24 protein-coding genes and 1 pseudogene are annotated in these 24,759 nt (G+C 47.0%); 11 read left to right on the top strand and 14 right to left on the bottom strand.

Translation table 11 applies throughout. The features are described from left to right. Positions 1-66: 66 nt before the first annotated feature. The 6 genes and pseudogenes from rpmH to OS145_RS03655 form a co-directional block, all read left to right on the top strand. Positions 67-201, top strand: a complete 135-nt coding sequence (rpmH, locus tag OS145_RS03675; protein ID WP_040487621.1) for a 50S ribosomal protein L34 — start codon at positions 67-69, stop codon at positions 199-201. A gap of 19 nt (positions 202-220) precedes the next feature. After that, a complete protein-coding gene (gene rnpA / locus OS145_RS03670) occupies positions 221-592 on the top strand; it encodes a ribonuclease P protein component (protein ID WP_040487619.1) in 372 nt (123 codons plus the stop codon). Further along, entirely contained in the window at positions 547-825 is a 279-nt protein-coding gene (gene yidD, locus OS145_RS13110; protein ID WP_083773219.1) for a membrane protein insertion efficiency factor YidD, read from the top strand. Before rnpA ends, yidD begins: the two co-directional genes overlap by 46 nt. A gap of 24 nt (positions 826-849) precedes the next feature. Beyond that, the gene (yidC, locus tag OS145_RS03665; RefSeq protein ID WP_006954806.1) at positions 850-2,514 is read left to right on the top strand and encodes a membrane protein insertase YidC; all 1,665 of its coding nucleotides are present in this window, start codon (positions 850-852) and stop codon (positions 2,512-2,514) included. Positions 2,515-2,637: 123 nt separating this feature from the next. Next, positions 2,638-4,041 carry a tRNA uridine-5-carboxymethylaminomethyl(34) synthesis GTPase MnmE gene (gene mnmE, locus OS145_RS03660; RefSeq protein WP_006954805.1) on the top strand — a complete coding sequence of 468 codons (1,404 nt, stop codon included), beginning with the start codon at positions 2,638-2,640 and terminating at the stop codon, positions 4,039-4,041. A gap of 170 nt (positions 4,042-4,211) precedes the next feature. Then, positions 4,212-5,088, top strand: a pseudogene (locus tag OS145_RS03655) (site-specific integrase); the annotation flags it as partial. 67 nt (positions 5,089-5,155) lie between these two features. Here the strand turns inward: OS145_RS03655 and OS145_RS03650 are convergent. Both OS145_RS03650 and OS145_RS03645 read right to left on the bottom strand, forming a co-directional pair. Beyond that, positions 5,156-5,500: a helix-turn-helix transcriptional regulator gene (locus OS145_RS03650; protein WP_006954803.1), complete on the bottom strand. Its 345-nt coding sequence runs from the start codon at positions 5,498-5,500 to the stop codon at positions 5,156-5,158. Between the two features lie 439 nt (positions 5,501-5,939). Further along, the gene (locus OS145_RS03645; protein ID WP_006954801.1) at positions 5,940-7,004 is read right to left on the bottom strand and encodes a DUF927 domain-containing protein; all 1,065 of its coding nucleotides are present in this window, start codon (positions 7,002-7,004) and stop codon (positions 5,940-5,942) included. 42 nt (positions 7,005-7,046) lie between these two features. On the opposite strand from OS145_RS03645, the gene OS145_RS03635 reads away from it, so the two are divergent. Beyond that, positions 7,047-8,122 (top strand): IS3-like element ISIba1 family transposase gene (locus OS145_RS03635; protein WP_116287530.1). Its coding sequence is split into 2 segments (ribosomal slippage): positions 7,047-7,296 and positions 7,296-8,122, totalling 1,077 coding nucleotides; the frame shifts between segments, so codons are not numbered across the junction. Positions 8,123-8,173: 51 nt separating this feature from the next. Here OS145_RS03635 and OS145_RS13105 read toward each other — a convergent pair. From OS145_RS13105 to OS145_RS03590, 11 genes are all read right to left on the bottom strand, one after another. Next, on the bottom strand, positions 8,174-8,371 hold the full coding sequence (locus tag OS145_RS13105; RefSeq protein ID WP_083773218.1) for a helix-turn-helix transcriptional regulator: 198 nt from the start codon (positions 8,369-8,371) through the stop codon (positions 8,174-8,176). Positions 8,372-9,092: 721 nt separating this feature from the next. Next, the gene (locus tag OS145_RS03630) at positions 9,093-9,875 is read right to left on the bottom strand and encodes a hypothetical protein (protein WP_006954798.1); all 783 of its coding nucleotides are present in this window, start codon (positions 9,873-9,875) and stop codon (positions 9,093-9,095) included. 25 nt (positions 9,876-9,900) lie between these two features. Further along, on the bottom strand, positions 9,901-12,000 hold the full coding sequence (locus OS145_RS03625; protein WP_006954797.1) for a GmrSD restriction endonuclease domain-containing protein: 2,100 nt from the start codon (positions 11,998-12,000) through the stop codon (positions 9,901-9,903). Between the two features lie 27 nt (positions 12,001-12,027). Continuing rightward, positions 12,028-12,348 carry a hypothetical protein gene (locus OS145_RS03620; protein WP_006954796.1) on the bottom strand — a complete coding sequence of 107 codons (321 nt, stop codon included), beginning with the start codon at positions 12,346-12,348 and terminating at the stop codon, positions 12,028-12,030. A 50-nt stretch (positions 12,349-12,398) separates the two neighbouring features. Beyond that, a complete protein-coding gene (locus OS145_RS03615) occupies positions 12,399-15,314 on the bottom strand; it encodes a TrlF family AAA-like ATPase (protein WP_006954795.1) in 2,916 nt (971 codons plus the stop codon). 208 nt (positions 15,315-15,522) lie between these two features. Next, on the bottom strand, positions 15,523-16,095 hold the full coding sequence (gene mobI, locus OS145_RS03610; RefSeq protein WP_006954794.1) for a conjugative transfer protein MobI(A/C): 573 nt from the start codon (positions 16,093-16,095) through the stop codon (positions 15,523-15,525). A 109-nt stretch (positions 16,096-16,204) separates the two neighbouring features. Next, positions 16,205-16,360 (bottom strand): hypothetical protein, encoded by a 156-nt coding sequence (locus OS145_RS13380; protein WP_006954793.1) that lies wholly within the window; start codon positions 16,358-16,360, stop codon positions 16,205-16,207. 41 nt (positions 16,361-16,401) lie between these two features. Beyond that, complete coding sequence (locus tag OS145_RS03605) at positions 16,402-17,031, bottom strand: recombinase family protein (protein WP_006954792.1); 630 nt, start codon at positions 17,029-17,031, stop codon at positions 16,402-16,404. 121 nt (positions 17,032-17,152) lie between these two features. After that, positions 17,153-17,542, bottom strand: coding sequence for a hypothetical protein (locus OS145_RS03600; RefSeq protein WP_006954786.1), 390 nt, complete (start codon positions 17,540-17,542; stop codon positions 17,153-17,155). 70 nt (positions 17,543-17,612) lie between these two features. Further along, positions 17,613-18,026 (bottom strand): hypothetical protein, encoded by a 414-nt coding sequence (locus OS145_RS03595; RefSeq protein WP_006954785.1) that lies wholly within the window; start codon positions 18,024-18,026, stop codon positions 17,613-17,615. Continuing rightward, positions 18,019-18,735 (bottom strand): hypothetical protein, encoded by a 717-nt coding sequence (locus OS145_RS03590; protein ID WP_006954784.1) that lies wholly within the window; start codon positions 18,733-18,735, stop codon positions 18,019-18,021. The genes OS145_RS03595 and OS145_RS03590 overlap by 8 nt, the downstream gene beginning before the upstream one ends. A 281-nt stretch (positions 18,736-19,016) precedes the next feature. Between OS145_RS03590 and OS145_RS12950 the strand changes: the two genes are divergently transcribed. The 4 genes from OS145_RS12950 (at position 19,017) to OS145_RS03570 (ending at position 24,507) form a co-directional block, all read left to right on the top strand. Beyond that, entirely contained in the window at positions 19,017-20,249 is a 1,233-nt protein-coding gene (locus tag OS145_RS12950) for a hypothetical protein (protein WP_131382125.1), read from the top strand. 210 nt (positions 20,250-20,459) lie between these two features. Then, entirely contained in the window at positions 20,460-22,097 is a 1,638-nt protein-coding gene (locus OS145_RS03580; protein WP_006954780.1) for an anti-phage dCTP deaminase, read from the top strand. Between the two features lie 405 nt (positions 22,098-22,502). Beyond that, a complete protein-coding gene (locus tag OS145_RS03575) occupies positions 22,503-24,218 on the top strand; it encodes an FUSC family protein (RefSeq protein ID WP_006954778.1) in 1,716 nt (571 codons plus the stop codon). Beyond that, positions 24,181-24,507, top strand: a complete 327-nt coding sequence (locus OS145_RS03570; RefSeq protein WP_006954777.1) for a putative signal transducing protein — start codon at positions 24,181-24,183, stop codon at positions 24,505-24,507. The genes OS145_RS03575 and OS145_RS03570 overlap by 38 nt, the downstream gene beginning before the upstream one ends. Here OS145_RS03570 and OS145_RS13700 read toward each other — a convergent pair. Then, positions 24,497-24,727 carry a GIY-YIG nuclease family protein gene (locus OS145_RS13700; RefSeq protein ID WP_040487699.1) on the bottom strand — a complete coding sequence of 77 codons (231 nt, stop codon included), beginning with the start codon at positions 24,725-24,727 and terminating at the stop codon, positions 24,497-24,499. The genes OS145_RS03570 and OS145_RS13700 overlap by 11 nt on opposite strands. Positions 24,728-24,759 lie beyond the last annotated feature (32 nt).

Below are 24,759 nucleotides of genomic sequence, written 5' to 3'. Positions count from 1 at the left end.
TTTGGTGATTCAGAATATTTTCGGCCAGCGTGGGAAAGTAACAATCTGACCGACGGAATTAATGTTATGAAAAGAACTTTTCAACCAAGCGTACTAAAACGCAAACGTACTCACGGTTTCCGTGCTCGCATGGCAACCAAAAACGGCCGTAAAGTTATTGCACGTCGCCGTGCACGTGGTCGTAAAGTATTAAGCGCATAAGATAGATAGTGTTCACTCAGTGACGCACTATCATTATGGACGGGAGTTAAGGCTCTTAACTCCCTCGCACTTCCAAACGGTTTTCGATAATCCTCCCGTTAAAGCTGTCACAGCGCATATCACCATGCTTGCCTGCCCTAATCAACTTGGGCATCCCAGAATTGGCGTTACTATCAGCAAAAAACGTGCTAAAACAGCTGTCGCTAGGAATCGATTCAAGCGTCAAGTGCGCGAAACGTTCAGACTAAAACAGCATAATATCCCAGCGTTCGATATCGTTGTTATTGCAAAGCACGGTATTGATACTCTCGATAATGCTCAAATGGCTGATACATTAAATTATCTATGGCGAAAGTTAGCAAAGCGTTGCAAGCAATACCAATCGGCCTGATAAAGTTTTATCAGCTGGTTATTTCGCCGTTAATCGGCCCTCGATGTCGTTTTTATCCGTCATGTTCACATTATGCCTGTGAGGCAATAAAGAAACACGGTACAATACGCGGCATTGGGTTGGCAGCAAAAAGGCTTAGCCGTTGTCATCCGGGTTCCGAAGGTGGTTTCGATCCTGTGCCGGAAGTTTCTTCTGATAACATCGAACCGAATCATTCACAGTCAAAGAAATAGACAAGTAATAGAGACGAAATCATTATGAATTCGCCACGCTCGATACTATTGGTTGCGTTTATTGTTGTGTCGTTCTTTTTGTTCCAACAATGGACAATCGACACTGCCCCAGGCACGAAAGCGCCTCAGCAAACACAACAAACGACGCAGCAAACCGAAGATCAAAATAGCTCCACTGTTCCTCAGTCAGGTTCAAATACCGCAGATACCGCTGTACCTGAGAGTAACAGCCCTAATGCCATCACTAGTAATGGTCGCTTAATCACCGTAGTCACTGACGAACTCGAATTAAAAATCGATTTGAACGGCGGTGATATCGTTTCAGCAAAGCTTTTAGAGTTTGCGGCTACACTCGATTCCGAAGAGCGTTTCCAATTACTTAAACGTAACAGCAATCACATTTATATCGCGCAATCAGGACTCATTGGCCCTCAGGGTATCGATTCAAATAACGGTCGTGCGCAATATCAAGCCGCTCAAGAGCGATACCGTTTAACCGGCGACACCCTTGAAGTCCCTTTGACTACGCAAACCGAGTCAGGGCTTAATGTTACTAAAACTTTCGTTATCAAGCGCGGGCACTATGATATTGGTGTCAACTATGCGATTGAAAACCAAAGTTCAGAAGCCGCTCAGTTACAGTTTTACGGGCAGTTGCAACAAACAATGACTGCAGGCGAAAGCGGTAGCATGATCATGCCGACTTATTTTGGTGCTGCCTATTCTCAAGATGAAGATAAGTTTGAGAAATACCCGTTTGACGACATGCGTGAGAAAAAGCTGAGCGTTACAACCCAGACAGGTTGGGTTAGCATGCTGCAGCATTACTTTGTTGCCGCTTGGGTCCCTACGCAAACACAGCAAAACAAGTTTTACTCGCAGGTTACACCTTCGAACCAAGCTGTCATCGGCGTTTTATATCCCTCCACCACCGTACAACCGGGTGCATCGAAAACCATCGACGCAACTATATTCGTAGGTCCAAAAGACCAAGACGCGATGGCCAAAGTTGCACCGTATCTTGATTTAACAGTCGACTACGGATTCCTATGGTGGCTCGCTCAACCGATATTCAAATTACTTCAGTTTTTACAAAGCTTTGTCATTAACTGGGGTCTAGCGATTATCTTGATTACCGTGATCATCAAAGCGTTGTTGTTCCCACTGACTAAAGCGCAATATGTGTCAATGGCGAAAATGCGCTTGCTTCAGCCAAAAATGAAGTCTCTGCGCGAACGCTATGGTGACGATCGCCAGAAGATGGGCCAGGCTATGATGAAGCTGTATAAAGAGGAAAAGGTCAATCCTCTTGGCGGCTGCCTACCCATGTTGCTTCAGTTGCCCATATTTTTATCATTATATTGGGTGCTGTTAGAGAGTGTCGAGCTGCGTCATTCATCCTTTGTATTCTGGATCCAAGATTTATCAACCAAGGATCCGTACTACATACTGCCTATTTTGATGGGTATCAGTATGTTTGTAATGCAACGTCTACAACCGACGCCAGCAACTGACCCAATGCAGCAGAAGTTATTCCAGTATATGCCTGTCATATTTACGGTGTTCTTCTTATGGTTCCCGTCTGGCTTAGTACTCTACTGGTTGGTTAGTAACCTGATAACCATTACTCAAATGCTCATTATTTATAAAGGGCTTGAGAAGAAAGGTATTAACGTTCGCGGTAAATAACAGTAGAGCGTAAGAATAAAAAGCCCGGTTTCGACCGGGCTTTGTTTTTTCTGAGCGACTAGCAGCAATTTTCTTGTAAACTAGTCATTAGATTCATTTTTATTTAGCGTTGAGGTCCCATTTATGAACCCTTCAATACATGAGCCAACGAGCACAGACGATGAGTTCAGTAATGACAGCATCGTCGCACAGGCAACTCCCCCCGGTCGCGGTGGCGTCGGTATTGTTCGTGTTAGCGGTCCTCAAGCAAAACAAGTAGCGAGTGCACTCATTGGCCATTGTCCACCTCCACGTAAAGCTGAATATGTCCCCTTCTATGATAAAGAAGGTCATTTGCTCGATGAGGGCATCGCACTCTTTTTCAAAGGCCCTAACTCATTCACCGGTGAGGATGTGCTGGAACTCCAAGGACACGGCGGCCCTGTTCTCATTGATATGATTATCAAGGCAATTCTAGAATTGCCCGATATTCGTCCTGCTCGTCCCGGCGAGTTCAGCGAGCGCGCATTTTTAAATGATAAACTCGATCTGACCCAAGCCGAGGCTATTGCCGACCTCATCGATACCAACTCCGAGCAAGCCGCAAAGGCTGCGCTGCAAAGTTTAAAAGGCGAGTTTTCTCACAAAATAGACGTCCTGGTCGACGCTGTTATTCACCTACGCATGTACGTTGAAGCGGCGATCGATTTTCCCGATGAAGAAATCGACTTTCTTTCCGATGGCAAGGTCGCCAACGATTTGGCAGAAATCATTGATCAGCTGTTCCATATAGAACAACAAGCCAAACAAGGCACGTTAATGCGTGAAGGCATGCGTATTGTGATTGCGGGGCGCCCAAATGCCGGTAAATCGAGCTTATTAAATGCCTTAGCGGGTCGCGAATCCGCTATCGTCACGGAGATTGCGGGTACGACTCGTGATGTGCTTCGCGAGCACATTCAAATTGACGGAATGCCACTTCATATTATTGATACCGCAGGTTTGCGCGATTCACCCGACCAAGTCGAACGTATTGGTATTGAACGCGCCTGGGATGAGATTCGCCAAGCCGACCGCGTGTTGTTTATGGTTGATAGCCAAGAAACCAGTGCAATTCATCCCGACGATATTTGGCCGGAGTTTTTCGCCCAGTTACCTGATGATATGCCGTTTACGGTCATTCGCAATAAGATCGATCTGACGCAAGAAAACACGGGGTTAACCGAACACAACGGTATCCCAGTAATTCAACTGTCTGCTAAGACAGGGCATGGGATTGAACAACTGCGTGAACACCTAAAACATTGTGTGGGCTATAGCGCCACCTCGGAAGGTAGCTTTATGGCGCGTCGCCGTCATCTCGATGCCTTGGAGAAAGCCAAGTCTCATTTGTTACTCGGACAAGAGCACCTAGAGCTTAACCTTGCCGGCGAGCTACTCGCTGAAGAGCTTCGACTTACACAACAACATTTAAATGAGATCACGGGCGAATTTACCTCAGACGATCTGTTGGGCCAGATCTTTGGTTCGTTCTGCATTGGGAAGTGAAACGGCCAAAAAGATCGAAAAGCATCCAACCAAATACAAATAAGCCATTGTTTTATAAAGAAATTCATTATATTTCTTTGCAGGCAATTTGATCCATTTTGCCCCCTCTTGCTCCGTGTGTGCTCCGAGTATAAGTTTTCGGAGCACTCGGAGCACAAAAGGAGCGAAACATGAAAATCACTATCCAGAAACGCGAACCAGACAAGAACGGCCACCGTGCCTTGCGACTGGTCTACTATCACGGTTCCAAGACGGGTCAGAACGGTTCTCGGGCGCAGAAGCGCTCATATGAGCCCCTGAACCTGTTCCTCTACGACAAACCCCGCCTTCCGGCGGAGCGTGAGCACAACAAGACCGTGAATCAGAAGGCTGAGGCCATACGGGCAAAGCGGCTGTTGGAAATCGAGTCGTCACGACATGGATTGGACGATCGGACCAAGCTGTCTGCCAGCTTCTTCGATTACTTCGACCAACTCGCCGGAAAACACGAAACGGACTTACCTGACCTTGGAAGAGGTCCGGGCTCTGACCAAAGCCGAATGCCGGTATGACGTGCTGAGGCGGGCTTTCCTGTTTTCCTGCACTACTGGCCTTCGCTGGTCAGATATCCACAAGCTGGTCTGGGGTGAGATAGAGGAATTCGCCGATGGCCACTACCGCATGATTTTTCGGCAGAAGAAGCAGGTGAACGCCGGGAACTCACTGCAATACCTGGATCTTCCAGACTCAGCGGTGAGATTGTTGAACCTGGAGAGTCGCGGTAAGCCAGGTGATAGGGTATTCAAGGGTCTGAAGTATGACTCCTATACCAACGTTGCGTTGGCGCAATGGGTCATGCGGGCAGGAATCACCAAGAACGTCACTTTCCATGCCGGACGGCACACCTTTGCGGTCAATCAACTGGCCAGGGGTGTGGATATCTACTCGCTGTCGCGACTTCTAGGCCATAGCGAGCTCAGAACCACAGAAATCTATGCGGACATACTCGAAACCCGCCGCACAGAGGCCATGAGGAGTTTTCCTGACATATTTGAGGAGACACTGGACGGATGGGGAATGTGCAGCCTAAGTGACGAGAGAGGCTTTCACAGCCCCTCTTTCCTCCTGCCCCACGTCAAACACTCCGCCGTCCTGGTCTTCTATGGCTCACCAGGTGCTGAGCAGCCGACTGCTCGATCTCGTCCGCCGTCGCGATCCGGTTGGACTGGAGCCACTTCAAGATGTCTGCGCGGCGAAAGAAAATCCGGTGACCATTTGGCTTGAAATGAGGGATCTTCTTTGGGGAGGTTAGCTGGTACAGGGTGCTTTTCTTCAGCCCCGTGTATTCCGCACAGTCTTCAAGACTCATGATCTCCTTGTCGGCCTCCGGGGCCTTGCTGCCACTGATATGGTCCAAAATTATCTTCTTGAGAACCATCATGTCCTGCAACACCCGTTGCAGCATTTCTTTTTCTGTCATCTCTCTACCCCTACACAGCCATAACCAAAGTGGGAAAACTGGGAAATTGGGAACCCACGTCAGTCCTCATGTTCAATCCTCTCCAGTTCTTCAAGTTGCCGCCTAACTTGGTCAAGCCTGAGCGCGAAAAACCGTTGAAGCTCCCCGTTAACCCTGGTTTTATAGCTTCCCCTGGAGCGTTCATTGCTCACTAGGCAGTCACGCTGTAACAGCACCTCCACTTCCCTCATGTAATGGGTCGGCAGCCCGAGCCGCTTTAGGAAGTTCGTTTTATAGATCAACCACAACTCGCGCCCTTCGTGTGAGCGTCGAAAACCCGCTCCCCCCTGGCCACTCGCTTGTTCAATATCACTGAGACTGCGCTCCCAAACTTTCATTGCCCGCTCCAGCGCTTTGATAAGCCGGAATTCCTCAGAATTCCTGGAATGTCCCCTGTTATTCAGCCAGGCCTTAAGAGTTCTGTGGACTGACGATAGAGATTCCTCTTCGGACCTTGGGAGGATGAAATTTCTGCTTCCGAGGCAAATCGCCGGATGACCCGTTGCACCTGAGATGCCATCTTATCGTTGGCCCAAGCACCGCTCAGACGACCAACCTCATGATTTATATACTGACTGAGCTCAGTGTGACGTTCGGTCAGCAATGACACCCACTCCCGAATGACAGCACCATGGTAGCGCTGACAAGACGATTTCAGCTCGTCCACAAACTGCTGCGGATGCGTGTGACCATGCAATTCGTCGAACGCGCCGTAGGTGCCAAACACTGGGAGCTCGACTAGCCGAATCTGCTGACCTGCGCGCAACGGTTTACCGATCTGCTGAAGTAGCTCAGCAATCCAAACCTCGCCGCTACTCAATACCAACGTTCGCCAATGCGAAGTGGCGGCCAGCTCGCCAGAAACGTTGGCGCGTAGCTTCCCTGAACCGTTCATGATCTGATAGATCGCCGTATCGATGTCTTCCGGACGGGCCATTCCGATTTCATCGAGCGGCAGCAGCATGTCGTTGTGCTCTGAAGAGACTGCCGCTAATCCGTTGCTGGTTGAGATCCAACTGCGGACATAGCGGTTGCTCCCATAGATGCTGGCCGCCAATTGCAACAAGGTTGTTTTCCCAGTCGACGATGCTCCAACCAAGTGGATGGCGCCATTTTCCATACCGGCAGACGCAATTAGTGGCGCAGCCAGCGCCGTGCCAATGCTAAATATCGCTAATGGGTTGCCTCGGCATAGCTGACCGACATAAGTCTGCCATTCGCTGAGATTTCCAGACTCCTCTAAAGTCGGAGATCCTGATAATTGGCCTACGAAATAATGCGGCTCGTCAGCTGAGCCGATCGTCCAGTTACTGGTGGCAAATACTCCATCGTGCCAACCCGTCCGATTGACGACTGTCGCCGGTTCGGCCAGAGCCATCTGTTCCAACAGATAGTGCTGAAGCCGGCTCCAGCTTGCCTGCCCGGGTGTCAGTTGACGTCTCCCCCAAAAATAGGACCATGACATCGATGAGATTTCCATTAAAATGGGTCAAGTGGAGATCTCGATATGAAAAAACGTTACAGCGAAGAACAAATAATCAAAGCCATCAAAGAGCATGAGGCCGGTGCAAAAGTTGACGAAATTTGTCGTCGCATGGGCATTTCCAGCGGCACGTTTTATAACTGGCGTAGTAAATACGCCGGAATGGAAGTGAATGAGGCCAAGCGTTTAAAAGAGCTTGAGTCTGAGAATAGCAAGCTTAAAAAGCTACTGGCGGAGAAAATTCTTGAGACAGAAGCCTTAAAGGACGTTGTCTCAAAAAAGTGGTGAAGCCCGCCAGCAAGAAGCGTGTCGTAGAGCACTTAATCTCTGCGTATAAGCTAAGCGAGCGTCTTGCGTGCAAGTTGGTCGGGCTGAGCCGAACAGCGTACCGATATAAGCCAAAGCAACGAGATGACGAGCGGGTAACAACTCGCCTAAAGGAGCTTGCCGTGGAATATCCACGGTATGGCTATTTACTGCTGCATGGGCTGCTTAAGCGCGAGGGGCTTGTAAAGAATAAGAAGCGAACCTATCGCCTTTATACCGAACAAGGGCTTCAGGTTCGGACCAAGAAACGTAAAAAGCTGAGACGACCGCGTGTCGTTATGGATGCACCGCAGCGTGTTAATAAGCGATGGTCGATGGACTTTGTGTCTGACCAGCTGGCAAGTGGCCGACGCTTCAGAGTCTTGAACGTTGTCGATGACTTTAGCCGGGAAATGGTTGGGCAACTTGTCTCAGTATCGATTTCAGGACAGCAAGTATCGCGCTTTTTGTCTCAGCTTATCGAGGAGCGCAGAAAGCCAGAGCATATTGTCTGCGATAATGGCACCGAATTTACCAGTAAAGCCATGTTTTTCTGGAGCAAAAGCAACGATGTAAGGTTGAGTTTTATTCAGCCAGGAAAACCAACACAGAACGCTTTTGTTGAGAGTTTGAATGGTAAGTTTAGGAATGAATGTCTGGATCAGAACTGGTTTAGAACGCTCGACGAAGCGAGGTATGAAATAGAGCAATGGCAGCGTCATTACAATTACGAACGTCCGCATAGCTCGTTAAATTATCTACCGCCTGTGGAGTTTGCAAAACAGGTAGCTTAAAACTGAAATTTCATCGATAAGATGGTGTTAGTTCAGGGGAAAGGTCACCCCTCACAGCTTGTCCGGCCACGCCTTTACGTCCTGGTAGCGAAAGCGAACGGCTCGGCCATGGGGATTTGGCTTCACAGGTGCCGGGAATCGCCCCTGCTTTACATAGCGGCGCAGCGTTGCCTGCGATGTTCTCAGGACGGTGCAGACTTCTTCATAGGTCAGCAGGGGAGCTGTCGTGGTGTTTGATTGTTTCTTCATGACTACTCCAGTTGGTTAGTGAATCGCTCGGAGCAATCATCGGAAATATTCGTCTTGGGGGAGAACCGCGGAATTGCCCATAAAGGGCGCAAAGGCGAGGTCGTCTAATAAGACATTGATTATTATTAGGTAAAAGTCAAAATAAACCAGAAAAAGAAAGTCATAATCGCAGAATCAGGGCTTACACGAGTGGGTTTTGTGCATTTAATGATCAAATTAGCTGCATGACTTTCACATGTGAAAGTCATTCTCCGATCTCAGAATCATATTTTGATTCACGCTGTACGAGCTCGAACCACACATTCTTTAAAAAAGGCCTTTGTGAGGCCGTTTCGAGCAAGGCTGACTAGCACTAGGTGCTCGCTACCCAAATAGCCTCGTAAAGGCCTTTCAAGAGACCCATTCACGCCATATCGGCAAACGTCGAGTCTGGATAACATCAACAAGTGCCCCGCCGCGAGTCTTTTTCGAGGCGTTTAGGAGCGCACCAATCGCAAAAGCGCTGGCAGGGAGGTTACTGGATTGAGAGCCCGTCGTTTCCATCTTATTTGGAAAACTCACGCACAGGGATCCCGACGACAACTTATCCAGATTAGTAGCGTATGTGCTGCTCGTATCTCCAAGAGGCGGCCTTTTGGGGTACGTGGAATGAGCTAAAACTTATCCAAATCAGATAGGTATGTGTAGCGATTGGAAAGTCCTCCAGGGCCAAAAACAGCCTTTATTGGAGAACTTGCTGGTCGACAATACTTTGAATTTGTTGATGTGTAGCGAATAAAAACCAGTATTCGACTTTGATCTCCCGGAGGTTAGTGGCCTTATCTGTTAAACCGTCGTCGACTAATTGTTGTAAATTCACTTGAACCTGTGCATTGCTGTTACTATTTATCATCGCTGAAAATGCTTCAGATGACGATATACCAGACCTCAAAATCGTTTTAGCCATCAAATGCAAAATATTACGGTTCAACACGCCGATACGTGCCAAGTAAGAATAAACCCCCCCGATAATAAGGGTAAGTCTATAGCCGTTCGTTGGATACCGACCCATCCCTTCCATATCAAATGTATACTTTTTTATATACAAGAATGCGTCAGTCAGTTGATGAAACGGGTCATCCCTAAAACTCTTATAAAACTCCAAATTATTGATCTTGTCGTTGTCAGGTAATGTCCCAAAGTACCATGACATCAAGCGAGCACCGATGTAATCAGCATGAGCTTCTATGGACTTACTATCCAATATGCTCTTATCAATAACTTTTAAGTGTCCACCTAAGCAATGAGCAATCTCATGGCAAATAGTAAAAGCGACCAATGTAAATAAGTTAATATCCGATATTTCTGCTTTCGCCAAGTCACGACTTATCGTAATAGAGAGATCTCCTTTGAAAATACGGCTGCTTGCGTGCCCAGGAGGGCTGCCTTCATTCAACTCAATAAAAAAATCTGAATCAGGTTTACTAAATATAGTCTTAACTGATTGTAAGATGTCTTGAGCCAACAGAGCTCCTGTCAGGGATTGAGGATTAACCAACTTCTCCTCCCATCTGCTTTTCGAACGCCTGTCGAATGAGCCCCATTACATAGGCCAGCTCAGATTCCTCACTTAACCCTACTTCCACATCGCCATTTCCCCAACGTCCGAGATTGGTCACGTCACGAGCCATCCCTTTCGGATCGCTCAATTCGTGAAACGGCATATTAAGAGACAGTCGCAAACGGGTCTTTTGCGGGACCACATCGACAAAGTTCGTCTCGGCTTTGAACGCTATATAGAGCTTGAGGACTTCTTCAGTGACGCTCGGGTCGAGCACCAGGACTTCCTTTCGAAGCTGCTCAAATAGAGCGCGCATTGGGCTTTCGTCTGCCAGTTGAGGGTGATCCTCAAGGTTGTAGGCTTCTGGTTTGACGGCCACGTTGCGGTAGGTATCGAGGATCTCGTCCGGCAATACCGGTGCCGCCCAAACCCGCACCGCTTCTTGGGCCAGCTTGGCGGCCCGATTCTTAATTGAGTCCTCATTCCATGCTTCTACAGCTCCCAAGCCCTCGTTGAGCCTTAGGGGGCTTTGTTTGAATCCGCCTTGCATATCGCGCTTCTCGATGAAAGCTCGGTCGCTGTACTCTGAGTTGTAGCCCGTAAGAGTCAGGTTACCCAACGTATGCAGCCAGGTTTCATGCACGCGCTTCCATTCCGGACCTAGCTCATCCTTCCATCTAGCAGACAGATTCTCATTCTGCGGCATGATGTGTTCAATCGTGTATTCGTCGACCGGAACCCGTTCCTTGCGCTCGAAATTCTCCAGGCGGCGTAACCAGTAACTCCGACTGCGGAAATTATAGAGATCGCGTACTGCCAGTTCCCTTTTGAACTCTTCGTCATTCGGAAAACGCCGGTATGACTTCAAACCGAGCAGGTGAGCCTTGATGCTCTCCAGGTAACGGTTCTTCTGCAATGATTTATGAAAGGTCGCAAAGGTCTTGTTCAGCGAGTTTGTGGGGATGGCACAAACGGCACGACGGAACACATAAGCCTCGATCAGCCGAATAGCGCTATGAAAGTCATCTCGGGACAGATTGTCCTGTTGGTAATCATGGTAAAGTTCCAGCAGAAACGGATATGCCACGTCGACTTTTAGCTCCCGCAGGTCCTTAAATGCCATTCCGAGCTGTTTATCTGTTTCTTTCCCCAATGCCATTGCACAAAAATACCGGGCGAAAGCATGTATTTCAGCGACCAATGAATCGACACCAGCGCTCGCCACTTCGGCACGACGTGAATGCTGTTTGAAAGCCTCGTATACCTCATCTAACCGTGGAATTTCCCCGGTTTTAACCGTGAGGTAGTGGCGCATGAAGCTGTCAAAATAAACGCCATAGCCTTCTTGTCCGAATTCCACCTCCATCGGACGCCAGTGGTCGCGATAGAGTCGAGTTTGATGCTCCGGCTCCAGTCCCATCAGCACATAGTTCCGGATCAGGTCAGCCTGGCTCAAAGCTTTTCCTGTAGAATTCATGCTCTCAAAAATGAGTTGAGGGTTATCCTGGTCTCGGCTCAGCGCAATATCAACGATGATGAGCTTTGAAAGGCCCCGGCAGAGGGTTTCCAGTTCCCCGTTAAGCCGCTCAATTTGGCTGTTGAAGAACTCGAAGTTTTCCTGGATTCGAAAAGAACCGTCATCAGGTAACGGCTTCTGCGTGACCAACGCCAGAAGGCTCTCTTTGTCCGTCTGGGTCAATAGCAGTTTGTACGCTCGCTCACCGTCCTCCAACGGGTTAAGCAGGTAGTAATTGCGCAGCTTCTTAGCCGAAAACCCCTCCAGAGGTTCTGTTTCCCCAAGGTGTCGAGATAGCGCCTCAAGAATCAGCATGGTGGTAGTCAGTCGCTGCTGCCCATCAATGACCAGCAACGGTGATTGACTGGACACCTGATAAAGCCCCTTCTCGATGTAGACCACCGAGCCAATGAAATGTGCTGATATACCATCGTCGGTACCGGCTCGCATAATGTCGTCCCACAGTTGGCGACATTGCTGTTCAGACCAGGAGTACGTTCTCTGGTAGATCGGAATGACAAATTGTGGCGACTTCTTCAGGAAGTCTAACAACTTGGCTTCTGTAGCTTTCATAACGGACGTTATCCCTTTTTTGTTCTGTTACTGCGTTTCAACGCTGGTTTTGACTTGGTTATACACAGCCCGCATCAGGTACTTAGAAGCGATATTGTGGAAGGATTCGTCGCTCATCAGGCGTGTGAAGATGTCTTCGTTGCCGTCCATGCGCTCTACGAACAAGTTCTCAAGCTGCTTGGTAAATATCGGTTCGAAGTTCTCCATGCTGTTGGCCATGACGGCCTGGAGAAGCTGCTCGTTGGCAACGGCGGTCTCCTTCACTTGGTCTAAGAACAGCTGAACTGCCGGGGTAAACTCAGTACCAAATCGCTCATTGAGCTTTTCGACCAGCGTCGATAACTGCACCTCTTCCTCTGTTTGGCCGGTATCGACCTCGGTCGGGCCTTAATTTGTCCTTATCGCTTGAAAGCGTACTTACGCTCTCGCTCTTCGAATGCAAGTTGTCCCCCCTCTAGAACCTCGCAAATATGCTCTCTAATGCCGAATTTCTTAAGCAATGAGGGCGCATCTGGTTCGAAAAACGTGCACTCCATGGCGCCGGAAACATATTCGAATCTAAATTGCTCGTTTTCCATATCATGCTGCTGGCCAGCCTGATTCGCGACGATAACACATTCGGAATCTGTGGATACAACCATATTAGCGTTGTGAGTGACCATGATGATTTGTCTTTTCTCTTTCCTTTCCCTAATAAAGTCGCGGAGTTCATTATAAACTGTGCGGTTATCTAAATTATCTTCAGGTTGATCTATAAGTATAGGGTGAGAGGAATTGCTCAAGTGTAGTATGAGATGGAGAAGCACCAGTCCTCGCTTACCGGGCGACATGCTGATAATGTCGTCATTTTTATAAAGCAAGTTAAAAGATATGTAAAAGCAATCCTGAAGTAGATTTCTAAGGATTAGTTCCTCGTTCGCACTCTTTCGAACTTTATGGGCGATCTGGGAGAAATCTCGAACCTTCTCACTCAGGGTGAATATAGAGTCTAAATGCGTGTCTTTTGAGTAAATATAATTGTTTTCACTATCAATCGAGTCGCCTAGAGTACTTGCAAGGCTTCCTCTGGCATCAAAACAGTTTATGAAAGAATCGAAACTATTGTGATCGAATTCCAGGCTAGCTTGAAGCGTTATATTTTCATTGTCGATCTTCGCAGCACCATTGAAAAGCGCCTCTATTTCACCATATGTGTCAAACAACTGCCCATACAGGGCTTTAAGCTGATCAGAAGCTGCTTTCCCTTGTTCGAGAGTGCTTTTGACCTTCTTGCCTGCTTCTTGAATAGCTCTAAGCTTAGCTTCTTCCCGTTTTTGCGCCTCTAGAAGTCCCTTCAATTCGTTTTGGCTTTTTACTTTAGACGAGAATTTTTCAAGACTTTCCGTGGTATTTATAATTCTTTCATCTAGCGAGCCTATCAAGCTATTAGCGCGGCGAATGTTCTTTCCCGCTTCTATTGGCAGGTCATCAATGATTTTCTGAATCTTATCCAGTGTTATCTGAACAAGGCGGCTTCCAGTGTGAAACCGTTTTTTTTCTGACTCTTCAGAATTCGTCATAAGAGCTACGTTTCTAAACGAATCTTCCATCTCTCTTACTAATTCATTTTTTAGCTCAGTGTGTATTTCAATATATCTTAAAAGAGACGAACGCCTTTTTTCGCTAACTGACAATCTGTCGCTAAGCTTTCTATAAATTTTTCTTTCTTCAGGAGTAAAACCTGATGATTTTTTTATTCTTTCTATTTTTTCTTTTATTTTTTCTTTTTCATTATTTATCGAGTTCTCAGCTCCTATTTTTTCCTTTTCGCCCTTTTCTTTTGCATACTTGTGTCTGAGGGATACAAGTTTTGTAACCTGTGTGCTGATGCTCTCATTCAACGAATCACAGTTTTTAAAAAGCTCTTCAGCACCTAGCTTTATTTCCCTGTCTTGATATAGAATTTCGAGTACAAGCTCATTGAGTTGATCTCGACCACTTTCCTCGGCTAATTTATTTATATATAGCTGAGGTATGTAGGTTATTGGTCGTTGTTCGTTTGTTTCTCTAAAGCTTTGTTTAGTGTTGTCGTTCCAAGTGACTTCAAAGTCGAAATTTGATTCATTTTCAAATTCTGGATAAGTACTTGCCTTTGCTAGATCACACTTCTTTACGGTTTCCTCTTTATTTGCCGTCCTTGAAATATGATAGAGTAAAAGCGATTTCCCTGAGGATTTGCCACCAATAATCGAATTTAAATCCGAATTTAATTCTATTTTATATTCAGGAAAAATATTTTTCCCACTGGAATCTTTGAATCGAACGGAGTCTATAACTTCATAGCTTACCTTATCGCCAGGGCAAGTATCTTGAATAGCAACCCGTGACCTCGGCTCAAATACTACCTGCTTGAGGCCCTCAAAAGTAAGATCAGCCTTTATCCAAGTGTTATTTTCTTCGTCAGGCTCAAAAAGTGTTTCGTATGCATGTGCATCGGAGCCCCATATACAAGCTTTAGGTAAGCCAAACTCTTTTCTGAAAGAGGTAGGATTATCGTGATAATCTCCGAGCAAGAAGCTTCTCGTACGCTTGTTAGATGAGAATATCAGTTGGCTCTGTTGAATAAGTGTCTTCCGCGTACCGTGACCGGCCGAGTTCCAACTTACTCTGCTAAGGTCTTCGTCACAAGGCAAAGCTAACAAGTAGTTTTTTTTGAATCTTCCATCTTCGGTGAGTAGTTCAGCTATTTCGCTTGTATTGACCGACGCATTGCAGATCCCTACCGCAAGGGCAGATTGGCCTCTAAACTCGGGGTGTTCTTCAATTAGTCTGTTACCATATTCTATCAAGTTTTCTTTGGTTAAGGCTCTTCTCTCGGCTTTGAGCCCTGTTTCAGCGTGAGTTTCAAACTGTATTCTGGATAAAAACTCGCTTTGGATTAGTGTGGGAGACAATTCATTGGAAAGGATAACGTGGAAGTTGGTCCGCCTATTCCATTTTAAGTCGACCTCTTTGCCTACTACGAGTTTGTCCAAGCGAAACTCGAGATTCGGGAAAATAGCAATATTCTTAATTTTCCTGATTTCATCCTCATCAAATAGCTCAGCTAGTTTATCATCGTTGAGAATATAGTCTTCGACTACTTTTTTATAGCCGTCAAGAAGGCAATAGTCGGTCAGGCCAATGGCACTTACATTATGATCTATTGCTGATCGAAAGAGTTTTCTGACGTAATTGTCAAAGTCGTCGCCGAACTGGTTGTTCAGAATTGAAAATGGAGTATGGACATGGAGGTCCCACTTTCTCCAAATTGATCCTTTTGAGCAGTTTTTCACATATCCCTCGCAGTCAACCGTAAGAATTGCTTTTTATTGTCAAACTATCGTATACACAGGTCGGCGCGAATACAAAAAAAATCTAGGCCTTTCGACAAGTCTTGTACCCAGAGTATTACGTAGTTTAAGCCAAATACTGTTTGTAATCATCCTCTAAAATAGATGCATAAAGCTCGTCGGAAGGGGACGGGCCTGAATGATATTTTGTTTAGGATTCCGGGGGCTGAAGGGCATCGAAATGCGCCTCCAAACTGTCCAACTGCTTCAGGTTCGCCCTGACGAGACGGCGCATGTGAGTGAGGTTTGCATTCATGATACGCACTATCTCAAACCCGGCTTCGGTCTCTTCAATGATGGGCCTTTCCCATTCGTGAGCGCGGTTAAATGCTGGTTTTGAGTACCGGTGTTTCAGGGCTCGACGGATGTGTTCACTGATAACCGCATGCCCCTTACGGTTTCTCACTCTTACAAAGGTGTTGTAATACCAGTGCATTTCCAAGCTGCCGTGCAGGATTCTCACCCGGCAGCCGTGGTGGCCAGGGTAGCCTCTCGTTTCCTTGGTTCGATGGGCCTCATTATGTGCCCAAAAATGGTCCGACAGTCGCTGAGCGAGATAGCGTAGGCGCGCTCGCTCCATATCCAGGCTTTTGGATAGCGATTGTAGATACTGTCTGCATTGATCAAGCGCCATTCGGCGCCCCTGGTGATGGTCAAACTCCCCGGCACGCGCCACCTCATGCCACTTATCGGTGATTTCCTGAATGGTTTTGGGTTTGCTCATTAGCATTCTCCTGTTGGTTAATGTTCAAGAGAAATGCTACTGGCCGCAGAGACAAACCCACGGGTCTGTAATTTGCCAATTTGGGCAAAAGTAGCCGTTTACCCCCAGATTATCTGGAATTTTTATCGACCGGGCGGCGTCCTTGAAATTTCCGGTTGAGAAATGCTTCCAGCCGGTCAGCGTTCAGGTATGTGATCCCGCATATTGCCAAGATAACGGTGACAAAGCCGAGGAAAGCAATAAGTGTGACGGACATATCGATCATGTGAGTTCTCCTGTTTTCGTTCTTTGAGTGCAAGTTGCAGCCTATGCTGCATCTGACTGCCTTTGTTCCTTTGCGACAGAGGCAATCAGATGGCGCGAACAACTCAGGATGTCCTGGATTTCACTATAGCTATGGCCGGTGCGCAATAAACTGGCGATGTGTTGCCGCCTCTTCAGATCAGGTTGACGCCCCTGATACTTACCCTCGCTGCGGGCCTTGTTGATCCCCTGGTTCTGACGTCGACGCCTATCCTCGTAATCTTTGCGGGCTACCGCTGCCAACATGTCGAGCATCATACTGTTAACAGCCTGCAAGATAGAGTCGGTAAAGCCAGTGTCGTCTTTCTTGTCCAGTGCCAGCCAACTCGTTGGTAACTCGGGCGAGACAATCGCCAAACGCTTGGCTGCCAGCTTCTGTTTGAGCGTATCCCAGTCCTGCTGTTTCAGGCGGGCAAGCCGGTCTATCTGTTCTACCAGCACAATGTCACCTTCACCGGATTCGGCAATCAGTCGCATCAGTTCGGGGCGATGCAATGTGGCACCGGAAACATTCTCCGTATAAAAGACAACAATGCGCTGACCATGTTGCTCGGCAAACTGGATTAGCGATGCTTTGGCCCGCTCGGCATTTTGTTCCTGGGTCGATGCTCTCAAATAGGCGCGTATAAACATTCATGCCTCCTCAGTCTGTTATAAGTGGTTCCGTTTGGCCGGTCTGTTTTAAATGGTTCCTTGTCATGGTAAGCGGCCTGAATAGTTGGTTCCCCCTGAAGTGTACCCATCAGGAACCACCTCAAGAGTCGAAAAACTCCCCTAACGGATCATCTTCCCGGAGGATCGGATTGACTCTGAAGTCATCGAACGGATCGCCAGTGCCGTCTTTACTCCCGGTGCCGGAGGTTGTCGTGCTGCGTGGACCGTTTTCTCCCCTACCACTGCCTCGACCAAACGACGCCATCTTTGTCTCGAATTCAGCAAACGTCATTTCCCCGTCGGGTCCCTTGGCGAAAACCGTCTTGTAAGCATCGACTGCGGCCATTGCGAAGCGAATAAGCAGTACGACCAACCAGAGCACGAACAATAGATACCATGCGTAAAGCGCGGCATCGGTACCCCTTAAGGCGAGCTCCACAACGCCGATCCCGGCGAGCCCCACTGCTACTTTTTTTGTCACCCTCACCATGGTTTCAGTCCCCGATAGCTCTTTACTTCGAAGCTACCAGAACCTGAGAAAATGCAAGTTTTGCCCGGCGTCAGGCCGCAGCGGCTTGCCCGGCCAGCCATGGCAGTTTCATCTTGCTGTAGGCTTCATTTGTCATCGCCCTCAAATCTTCCGTGTCCAGGCGTGAAACCAGCCACGCAGTGCCTTGATATCGAACTCGCGGATAGTTGGATGGCTGGAATACGCCATGAGGGAGGTCGTCCTCATCGCCCAACCAATGTCTGAGCCGCAGATCGATACACCAGCCCTGTTCGAGCTCAATCCAGCAATGGGGAGCAGTGGCCATTTGGCCCAGTCGTCCCTCTGCGTATCCGATACGACATTCATGGAATATGCCTTGCTCGCTCAGGGCATTGCTGATCACAAAGGTCATGCAGTCGCTATCGATTTTGGCGTCTTCAAGCGGCAACAGAGCGAACTCAAGTTCATCATGCCAGTCACTCATGATCTGGCTCATTGAAAATCAGTCGCTGCCCCTGCTCGTACAGCACAGGGTACGGGAGCGGTTCGCCATCCCGGATTACGGTGCCGGGAGGAAAATAAACCACCATCCAGGATGGTGAGGCACCACTGACCGTGCGGTAGAACTCGTCCACAGGGAAGCTGAGTTGCTCACCTGACTGCCGGAAAACAAGGCGGGAATAATTCTCTGGATGATTGGCCGCGATGTTGTAGCTTTCGGGCTCAGTACCTTCCACGTAAGGCGGTGACTTCCAGCGATTCGGAGTTTTGATGTTGTAGGCAACCACACATTGATTCACACCACATCCATGCTCAGCGCTTTCAATCGACCAAAGCACCAGTGGATGGCCGTCAATCTCGGGCGTCTCCACGTTACTGAGTTTGGTGGCGCTCAACGCCATATCATTGGCAGCTAGCCGGATGGCCTGGTCCACCAGATCCACATACTGCTCATAGGCCTGAGCCTCCGAAGTGGCCATAGACGCTGGCATCCATCCCATCAGGCTTGGTCTCGCCGACGGATTGTCTGGAGTCATCATGATGTCAGTAGCGTTGAACAAAAACGTCTGGCTACCCGAGAGATGTCGAAGCAGTGCATCGAATGAAGTCGCCAGGCTGGCGAGATCCAGTAATGGCACCAACATGCCTTTACTGTAGGAGCGAGTGCCATCCCCAGAATCCCGCAAGTCCATATCGTAGATACCACCGGCTCTCGCCAGGTTTAAAGCCCGAGACTCTTCCTGATTGTAAACTCATGGGGTGGCCGTGCAGCCAGCCAGGGCAGCGGCCAATATTGCCGTAGTTAAGGGTGCTAATCTTTTCATTATGTCCTCCTGCTTTTATTAAATATTCTCATGAGGTTGAGAATATGCAAGAGGAAAACTAAAAATAATATTTATAAATCAATGCTTTGCACTAACAGAACAAAGTTTAAACTCGGACGTAGCGAAAAATTGGCGGGGCAGGCATAACTTTGGCTATAAAAGAAAATGGCACTTTTGATCAGCAGAGGTTACCTATGGAAAGCGTCGCTGCAATTACGCGAGAATCACTTTACAACGAGGTATGGGCAGAGCCTGTCTCCAGAGTTGCGCCGCGCTATGGGATATCCGGTGTTGCATTGGGAAAAGTTTGTCGCAAGCACAAGATACCTCTGTCGCCACGTGGGTACTGGGCAAAAATCAACGCCGGACATTCACCGAAGAAAATTCCGCTTCCTATCGCCAGGGAGTTTGAAAATTACTCCTTACCTCTGAGTCGGTCACGCACTTACGACCCCAATAATCCTGATGCCTCGCGGAAAAAAGCCACGACAGCTAAAGAACGTATAGGCTTTGTTGATGTGCCAGAACTGCTCGAATCGCAGCATCCTTTGATAAGGAAAGCATCCAAGCGACTGAGGCAAAAAGCCGGATGGGGCAACTACAAAGGACTGCGTTCAGCGCCGGGAGAAATTTTTGCTTTCGAAGTGACTAGAGATGCCATCGATAGAGCGTTATTGATAGGTGACACACTGATAAAAGCGCTTGAAAGTCAGGGGATGAAGGTTTGGGTGGACCGTGAAAAGAGTAGTACCCTGATCGGACTGGACGAAACTTCGTTGACCATAGCAATCAGCGAGCATGTCGCCAGGAGCAAGCATGAAATAACCGTAGCAGAGAAAAAAGCAATTGAACGCTGGCAACGTTCTCCGAATCGCTGGGGAACCGGATACCACTACCCAAGGCCACCTAATTACGACTACCACCCAACCGGAAAATTGACGATTTCAATCGCCGGTTACCCATCCAGAAGTTGGGGGGATACGCTGAAAAATCCGCTGGAGCAACGGCTGCATCAAGTTGTTGCCGGTACATTAGACCTGATCGCAGAACATCGTATCCGAGCTGAAGAGCAGGAGCGCAGACGCCTAGCATGGCAGACAGAAAAAGACCGATACGACCGCCAGGTTGAGCTCCGAAAGCAGGAACTAGAGCAACTTAAAGAATTGAAGGTAAGCGCCACCCAGTGGCTCGAAGCCGAACGTTTACGACAATATATCGATGCGGTAGAGCAGGCTGCGGTCAGGAATGGGGAGCTCAACGAGGAGCTCAAGGACTGGATAAGCTGGGCTCGAATCAAAGCAGACTGCATGGACCCGTTAATAGCAGTCTCAGATGCTATTCTAGATGGCCCGGAACCAAAGTCGCCGGAGTACTGTTACTAATTTAAACAGAGTCTTAAGTAAAAATTTGCTGTAAAAGTAAAGCTCCCGAAAATTTGGCAAACTCTTGTATTTGCAATCACTATGATATGTATATATTTGATTTTTATAAATTTTATTATTGGATATAATGGCTAGCCATGCCTATAATAGGATACAAGTAGTCAATTCGAACGTTGGCTTACACTCGCTAAAAAACTGCAGACGGATCTCATGTGCGCAAATAAAAATAAAATTTCTTCACCTGAAGATAACGATAAGTCGTCACCGATTTTTTCTTATAAAGGATACGACCCATTAGCTCCATCTGGAGCTCCAGAGTTGGTTATTGGGATAGTTGGTCCTGCAGGGGTTGACCGCTCAAAGATTTGTAAAATTATTATTTCTGAATTAGAGGAATATAATTATCAAACAAAAAAGATAAAGCTAAGCTCTTTAATGAGCGCCCTACCGGGTTTTGAAAAAGTTGAATCGGATTTTGAGGATGAGTGCGACCGAATAGATAGTTTAATGAATGCGGGAAATAATTTAAGAGAAATTACGTCTAAAGGTGATGCTCTAGCTTTATTAGCCATTGCTAAAATACAAGACATTAGAGAATCGCTTAATAAGAAAGAAAAACTTCCCTCGCTAGATCCGAGGGAAAAGACAGCATATATTTTGGACTCCCTGAAACATCCTGACGAAATATCTACTTTGCGTGCCACATATGGACAAGGATTTATTTTAGTATCTGCTCATGCTAGTCGAGGTAACAGAATAGAAAATCTTGCGAGAAGAATAAGCAATAGTAGAAAAAACCCTCAAGGAGTTCACTCTGCTAGGTCAGATGCAGAATACTTGATTACTAGGGATGAAAAAGAAGAATCTTTAGATTTTGGTCAAAATGTTCAGTCGTGTTTCCCCAAAGCCGATTTTTTTGTTGATTTGGATTCGAAAGAGGACAAACTCTCTACTCAAATTGATAGACTATTTCAAATAATTTTCGGCAACCCTTTTATTACGCCTACGAGAGACGAATGGGGCATGTTTCATGCTGAAGCTGCATCTTGGCGGTCCGCTGACTTGGCTCGACAAGTCGGTTCGTCTATCTGCGGGGATGATGGGGAGATAATAGCATTAGGTTGCAATGACGTTCCAAAAGCGCTCGGGGGTCTATATTGGGAAGGGGATACTCCAGATGGTCGTGACTTCCAATATGACTCGGATCAGGGTGCTGAACTTAAAAGGTTAATGCTAGCTGAAGTTTTTAATAGATTGAAAGAACGTGGAAATTTTGACACGAAAGCTAAAGAAACGTTGTCAGGACTCGTCGAAAAATCGATAAATGGAACGAGCGACCCGGTGCTTGACGGCTTACAAGCTCTAAATGTTATTGAATATGGAAGAACCGTTCATGCTGAAATGGCAGCCCTTACAGACGCCGTATCGAAAGGAGCTAGTGTAAAAAATTCGACTATGTACGTTAATACATTTCCCTGCCATATTTGTGCTCGCCACATTATTTCGTCTGGTGTAAAGAGGTTAGTTTTCATTGAACCATACCCTAAAAGTTTCACAAATAAATTATTCAAAGACTCTATTTCTGGTTCTCGTGAAAATAATGGATTGGTAATCTTCGAACCATTCATTGGGGTTGCGCCAAGAATGTACCAGTTTGCATTCAAACTTATAACCAAACGAAAGAACAAAAGTGGAGAAGTTGTAGAGTGGAAAAAGAATAAAGCGAAGACGAAGCTAAAACGGTTTGTAACATCCTATATGGCAATAGAAAATCAAATTGTTAGTAATTTGGTTCCCACTATAGTAGAAACGGTAAGAGGCATCGAACATGACATATTTAAATCTTAGTGAAAGAATTGAAAAATCAGAGAAAGCCATTAAATCATATCCTGAATGGGCGAAAAATGGATGTAAATTTCAAGGAGGAGGCGTTACCAGATCGGGAATGACCTCTAACGATGACAAAAAAAAGCAGACGCACTCTTCAGGCGATAGGTAAGAGATTTTTAAAAATGGGATTCTAAATACACCTAACATATCAATTAGTTCGGATAAATTTTGTTCTGTTGAGGAATAGATCCCATTTTCCCACATTTCCCACTTAGAAATTAGGAAATGAGAGGCTGGATACCAAGACACTTAACATCTTTGCACTTTTTTATAAATTTATTTTCACTCCTAATGTGCTCCAGTTTTTACTTATATGTTTGTTTTTATTTAAAATATTAAATTCTGTATCGGTAAATAGACTTTATGGAGCTTGTGAGGCAGCCGCTTGCTAAACTCGGTTTTGACTATATTCGCTTCCGCTTTGGATTGCGGACTGCGTTGGCTGCCTGCTTATCATTGATCATAGCCTGGGCATTAGGATTAGAACACCCACAGTGGGCCGCTATGACCGTATGGGCTGTTTCGCAACCTACTCGCGGACTGCTGTTAGAAAAAGGCGCATATCGCGCGCTAGGCACTCTAATCGGAACCTTGTTTGGTATGATTTTAGTGGTGACAGCGGATCATCAAATACTGCCTGTCGCGATGGGTCTTACACTTTGGGTCGCTCTCTGTGTTTATCTTGGTAATCTAATTCATGGCTTAGTGTCTTATGGCACTATTTTGGCGGGTTACTCTGCTTCCATGGTTGCTTTGCTAAGCCGCAGCCCTGATGCGCTCTTGCCTTTGGGGATCGACCGGTTATTAACGGTATTTGTTGGTGTCATGATGGCACTGGTTGTAGGTTGGTTATTCACCTACAAACGCGCGGAGCAAAGCCTTATCAACCAAATGCGACGCGAAACCATTATTTCTCTAGAAAATGTAGCACAATTATTCAGTAAGCAAGACAAAGCACTCCTTAATTTTGATGACCGGCTATCGAAACTAGCACAAATTGAAGCACAATTGCTCGAACATGGTACGGGTTCTCCTGCAGCACATGAATCCGCTCGACTGGTAAGAAAGGTTATTAATAGCCAACTTGAGTGGTTGGCTCAGATTTATTTCTTGCCACTTGAAGCCAATCAAGAGATAAGTAAGCACTTACTTGATGCAGCAAGTTTACTCCGGCAAAATGCGAAACGCTCAGATATTTTAGCCGCATTAAAGAACGCCTCTTTGAGCGTTAGACAGTCACCATTACGCAGTGCATTTGATGAATTTATTGAGGCCTGTGACGAGCGTCTTTCATTTCGTGATTCCGGTCGCGCGGCGTCCTCGACACGCCGCTCGCTATCGTTGCTTCACCGTGACTGGATAGGCGCACGCGAGGCCAGTATTCGAACCATGGTCATCATGGGATTAATCAGTGCTTTATGGTGGTATACCGAGTGGTTCCAAGTCGCCTTTTTGTTGTTGGGCGCAAGCATCATGCTAACGCTGTTTTCCACCACAGATAACCCTGCTAAGACAATGAAAACAGTATTCATCGGTCAATGTGCAGGGGCATTACTCTCGATAGTCATTCATGCGGCAATATGGCCTTATCTAGAAAGTACCGGCGCCATGGTAATGTCACTGCTACCTATAATGTTTATCGCCGCGTTTCCTTTATCCCATCACCGTACGATTAACGGGAGCATGGACTTTATTCTGGTCTTTCTATTGTTGATGCAGCCGGTAATACCGTACAGCTTTGAGGTATTTAATTCGGTGAGTATTGCGCTTGCTGTTGTGTTAGCCCCTATCACAGCGATGCTTGGTTACAAACTACTCTATCCAACCAATCTCGCTCGTCGTGAACATGCGTTAACTATCGCAATTGCCCATGAACTTGAAGCCTTTGGCCAAACACCGGCATCCGCTTCTCGACGGCGTCGCTATCGGGCGCGATTTTACCACCGACTATTCAAACTCATACAAATTGCTGACAAAACTCACGCATCATATAAAAGCGTGATAAGTTGGTTATTACGTTATCAACAAGTCATGGTGTCTCATGAGCGATCAATGGATAAAGATTTACCGCGCCAGTAGCCCGATAGAGGCCGAATTACTCGGCGGATTATTGCGTGCTGAGGGAATTCAGGTTCACGTTCCCAATAATCCCAGTGCCGGCGGCGTTGGCGAGTTACCTGCTGACGCTATCGAAACGGTCATCTACGTCATGCCAGAAGCTTACGATGCCGCGAAACATATTCTCAGTCTCTATGAACAAAATAGCGCTAATAACGCAGAATGGTGTTGTCCTGCATGTGGTGAGCTTAATCCTGCCTCATTTGAAGAATGTTGGCAGTGTCAAAAAGAACGACCGGTTACAGACTAATTAATTTTCGTTTATCTGCACGCGAGAGTTGTTTCAATTGAGCTTCGAGCTGACAGGCACGAGTTTTAGAAAAAGGCCCCTGACGCCAACTCAACACGACTGGTCGGCGACTCTGTGTATAGCGAGCCCCACCACTTAACTCGCCGTTATGTTGACGAATGCGTCGTTCTAAACACGTAGTGACACCGGTGTAAAGTGATCGATCACCGCATTCAACCATGTATACATACCAACGAGCTTCGGGCTCTGGCT

Origin of the sequence: Idiomarina baltica OS145 (genome assembly GCF_000152885.1) — a bacterium.
GTDB lineage: Bacteria > Pseudomonadota > Gammaproteobacteria > Enterobacterales > Alteromonadaceae > Idiomarina > Idiomarina baltica.
The sequence above is the reverse complement of the archived record's forward strand: the minus strand, read 5'-3'. Positions and strand labels throughout refer to the sequence as shown.

Coding starts and splice junctions, on each gene's coding strand:
- OS145_RS13380 (WP_006954793.1), bottom strand. CDS start 16,360: ATGATCGATATGTCCGTCACACTTATTGCTTTCCTCGGCTTTGTCACC.
- mnmE (WP_006954805.1), top strand. CDS start 2,638: ATGAACCCTTCAATACATGAGCCAACGAGCACAGACGATGAGTTCAGT.
- OS145_RS03625 (WP_006954797.1), bottom strand. CDS start 12,000: ATGAAAGCTACAGAAGCCAAGTTGTTAGACTTCCTGAAGAAGTCGCCA.
- OS145_RS03590 (WP_006954784.1), bottom strand. CDS start 18,735: ATGGACTTGCGGGATTCTGGGGATGGCACTCGCTCCTACAGTAAAGGC.
- OS145_RS03595 (WP_006954785.1), bottom strand. CDS start 18,026: ATGAGTGACTGGCATGATGAACTTGAGTTCGCTCTGTTGCCGCTTGAA.
- OS145_RS03575 (WP_006954778.1), top strand. CDS start 22,503: ATGGAGCTTGTGAGGCAGCCGCTTGCTAAACTCGGTTTTGACTATATT.
- OS145_RS03600 (WP_006954786.1), bottom strand. CDS start 17,542: ATGGTGAGGGTGACAAAAAAAGTAGCAGTGGGGCTCGCCGGGATCGGC.
- OS145_RS13105 (WP_083773218.1), bottom strand. CDS start 8,371: ATGAAGAAACAATCAAACACCACGACAGCTCCCCTGCTGACCTATGAA.
- OS145_RS03605 (WP_006954792.1), bottom strand. CDS start 17,031: ATGTTTATACGCGCCTATTTGAGAGCATCGACCCAGGAACAAAATGCC.
- mobI (WP_006954794.1), bottom strand. CDS start 16,095: ATGAGCAAACCCAAAACCATTCAGGAAATCACCGATAAGTGGCATGAG.
- yidC (WP_006954806.1), top strand. CDS start 850: ATGAATTCGCCACGCTCGATACTATTGGTTGCGTTTATTGTTGTGTCG.
- OS145_RS13700 (WP_040487699.1), bottom strand. CDS start 24,727: ATGGTTGAATGCGGTGATCGATCACTTTACACCGGTGTCACTACGTGT.
- OS145_RS03645 (WP_006954801.1), bottom strand. CDS start 7,004: ATGTCATGGTCCTATTTTTGGGGGAGACGTCAACTGACACCCGGGCAG.
- rpmH (WP_040487621.1), top strand. CDS start 67: ATGAAAAGAACTTTTCAACCAAGCGTACTAAAACGCAAACGTACTCAC.
- OS145_RS03570 (WP_006954777.1), top strand. CDS start 24,181: ATGAGCGATCAATGGATAAAGATTTACCGCGCCAGTAGCCCGATAGAG.
- OS145_RS03650 (WP_006954803.1), bottom strand. CDS start 5,500: ATGACAGAAAAAGAAATGCTGCAACGGGTGTTGCAGGACATGATGGTT.
- OS145_RS03580 (WP_006954780.1), top strand. CDS start 20,460: ATGTGCGCAAATAAAAATAAAATTTCTTCACCTGAAGATAACGATAAG.
- yidD (WP_083773219.1), top strand. CDS start 547: ATGGCGAAAGTTAGCAAAGCGTTGCAAGCAATACCAATCGGCCTGATA.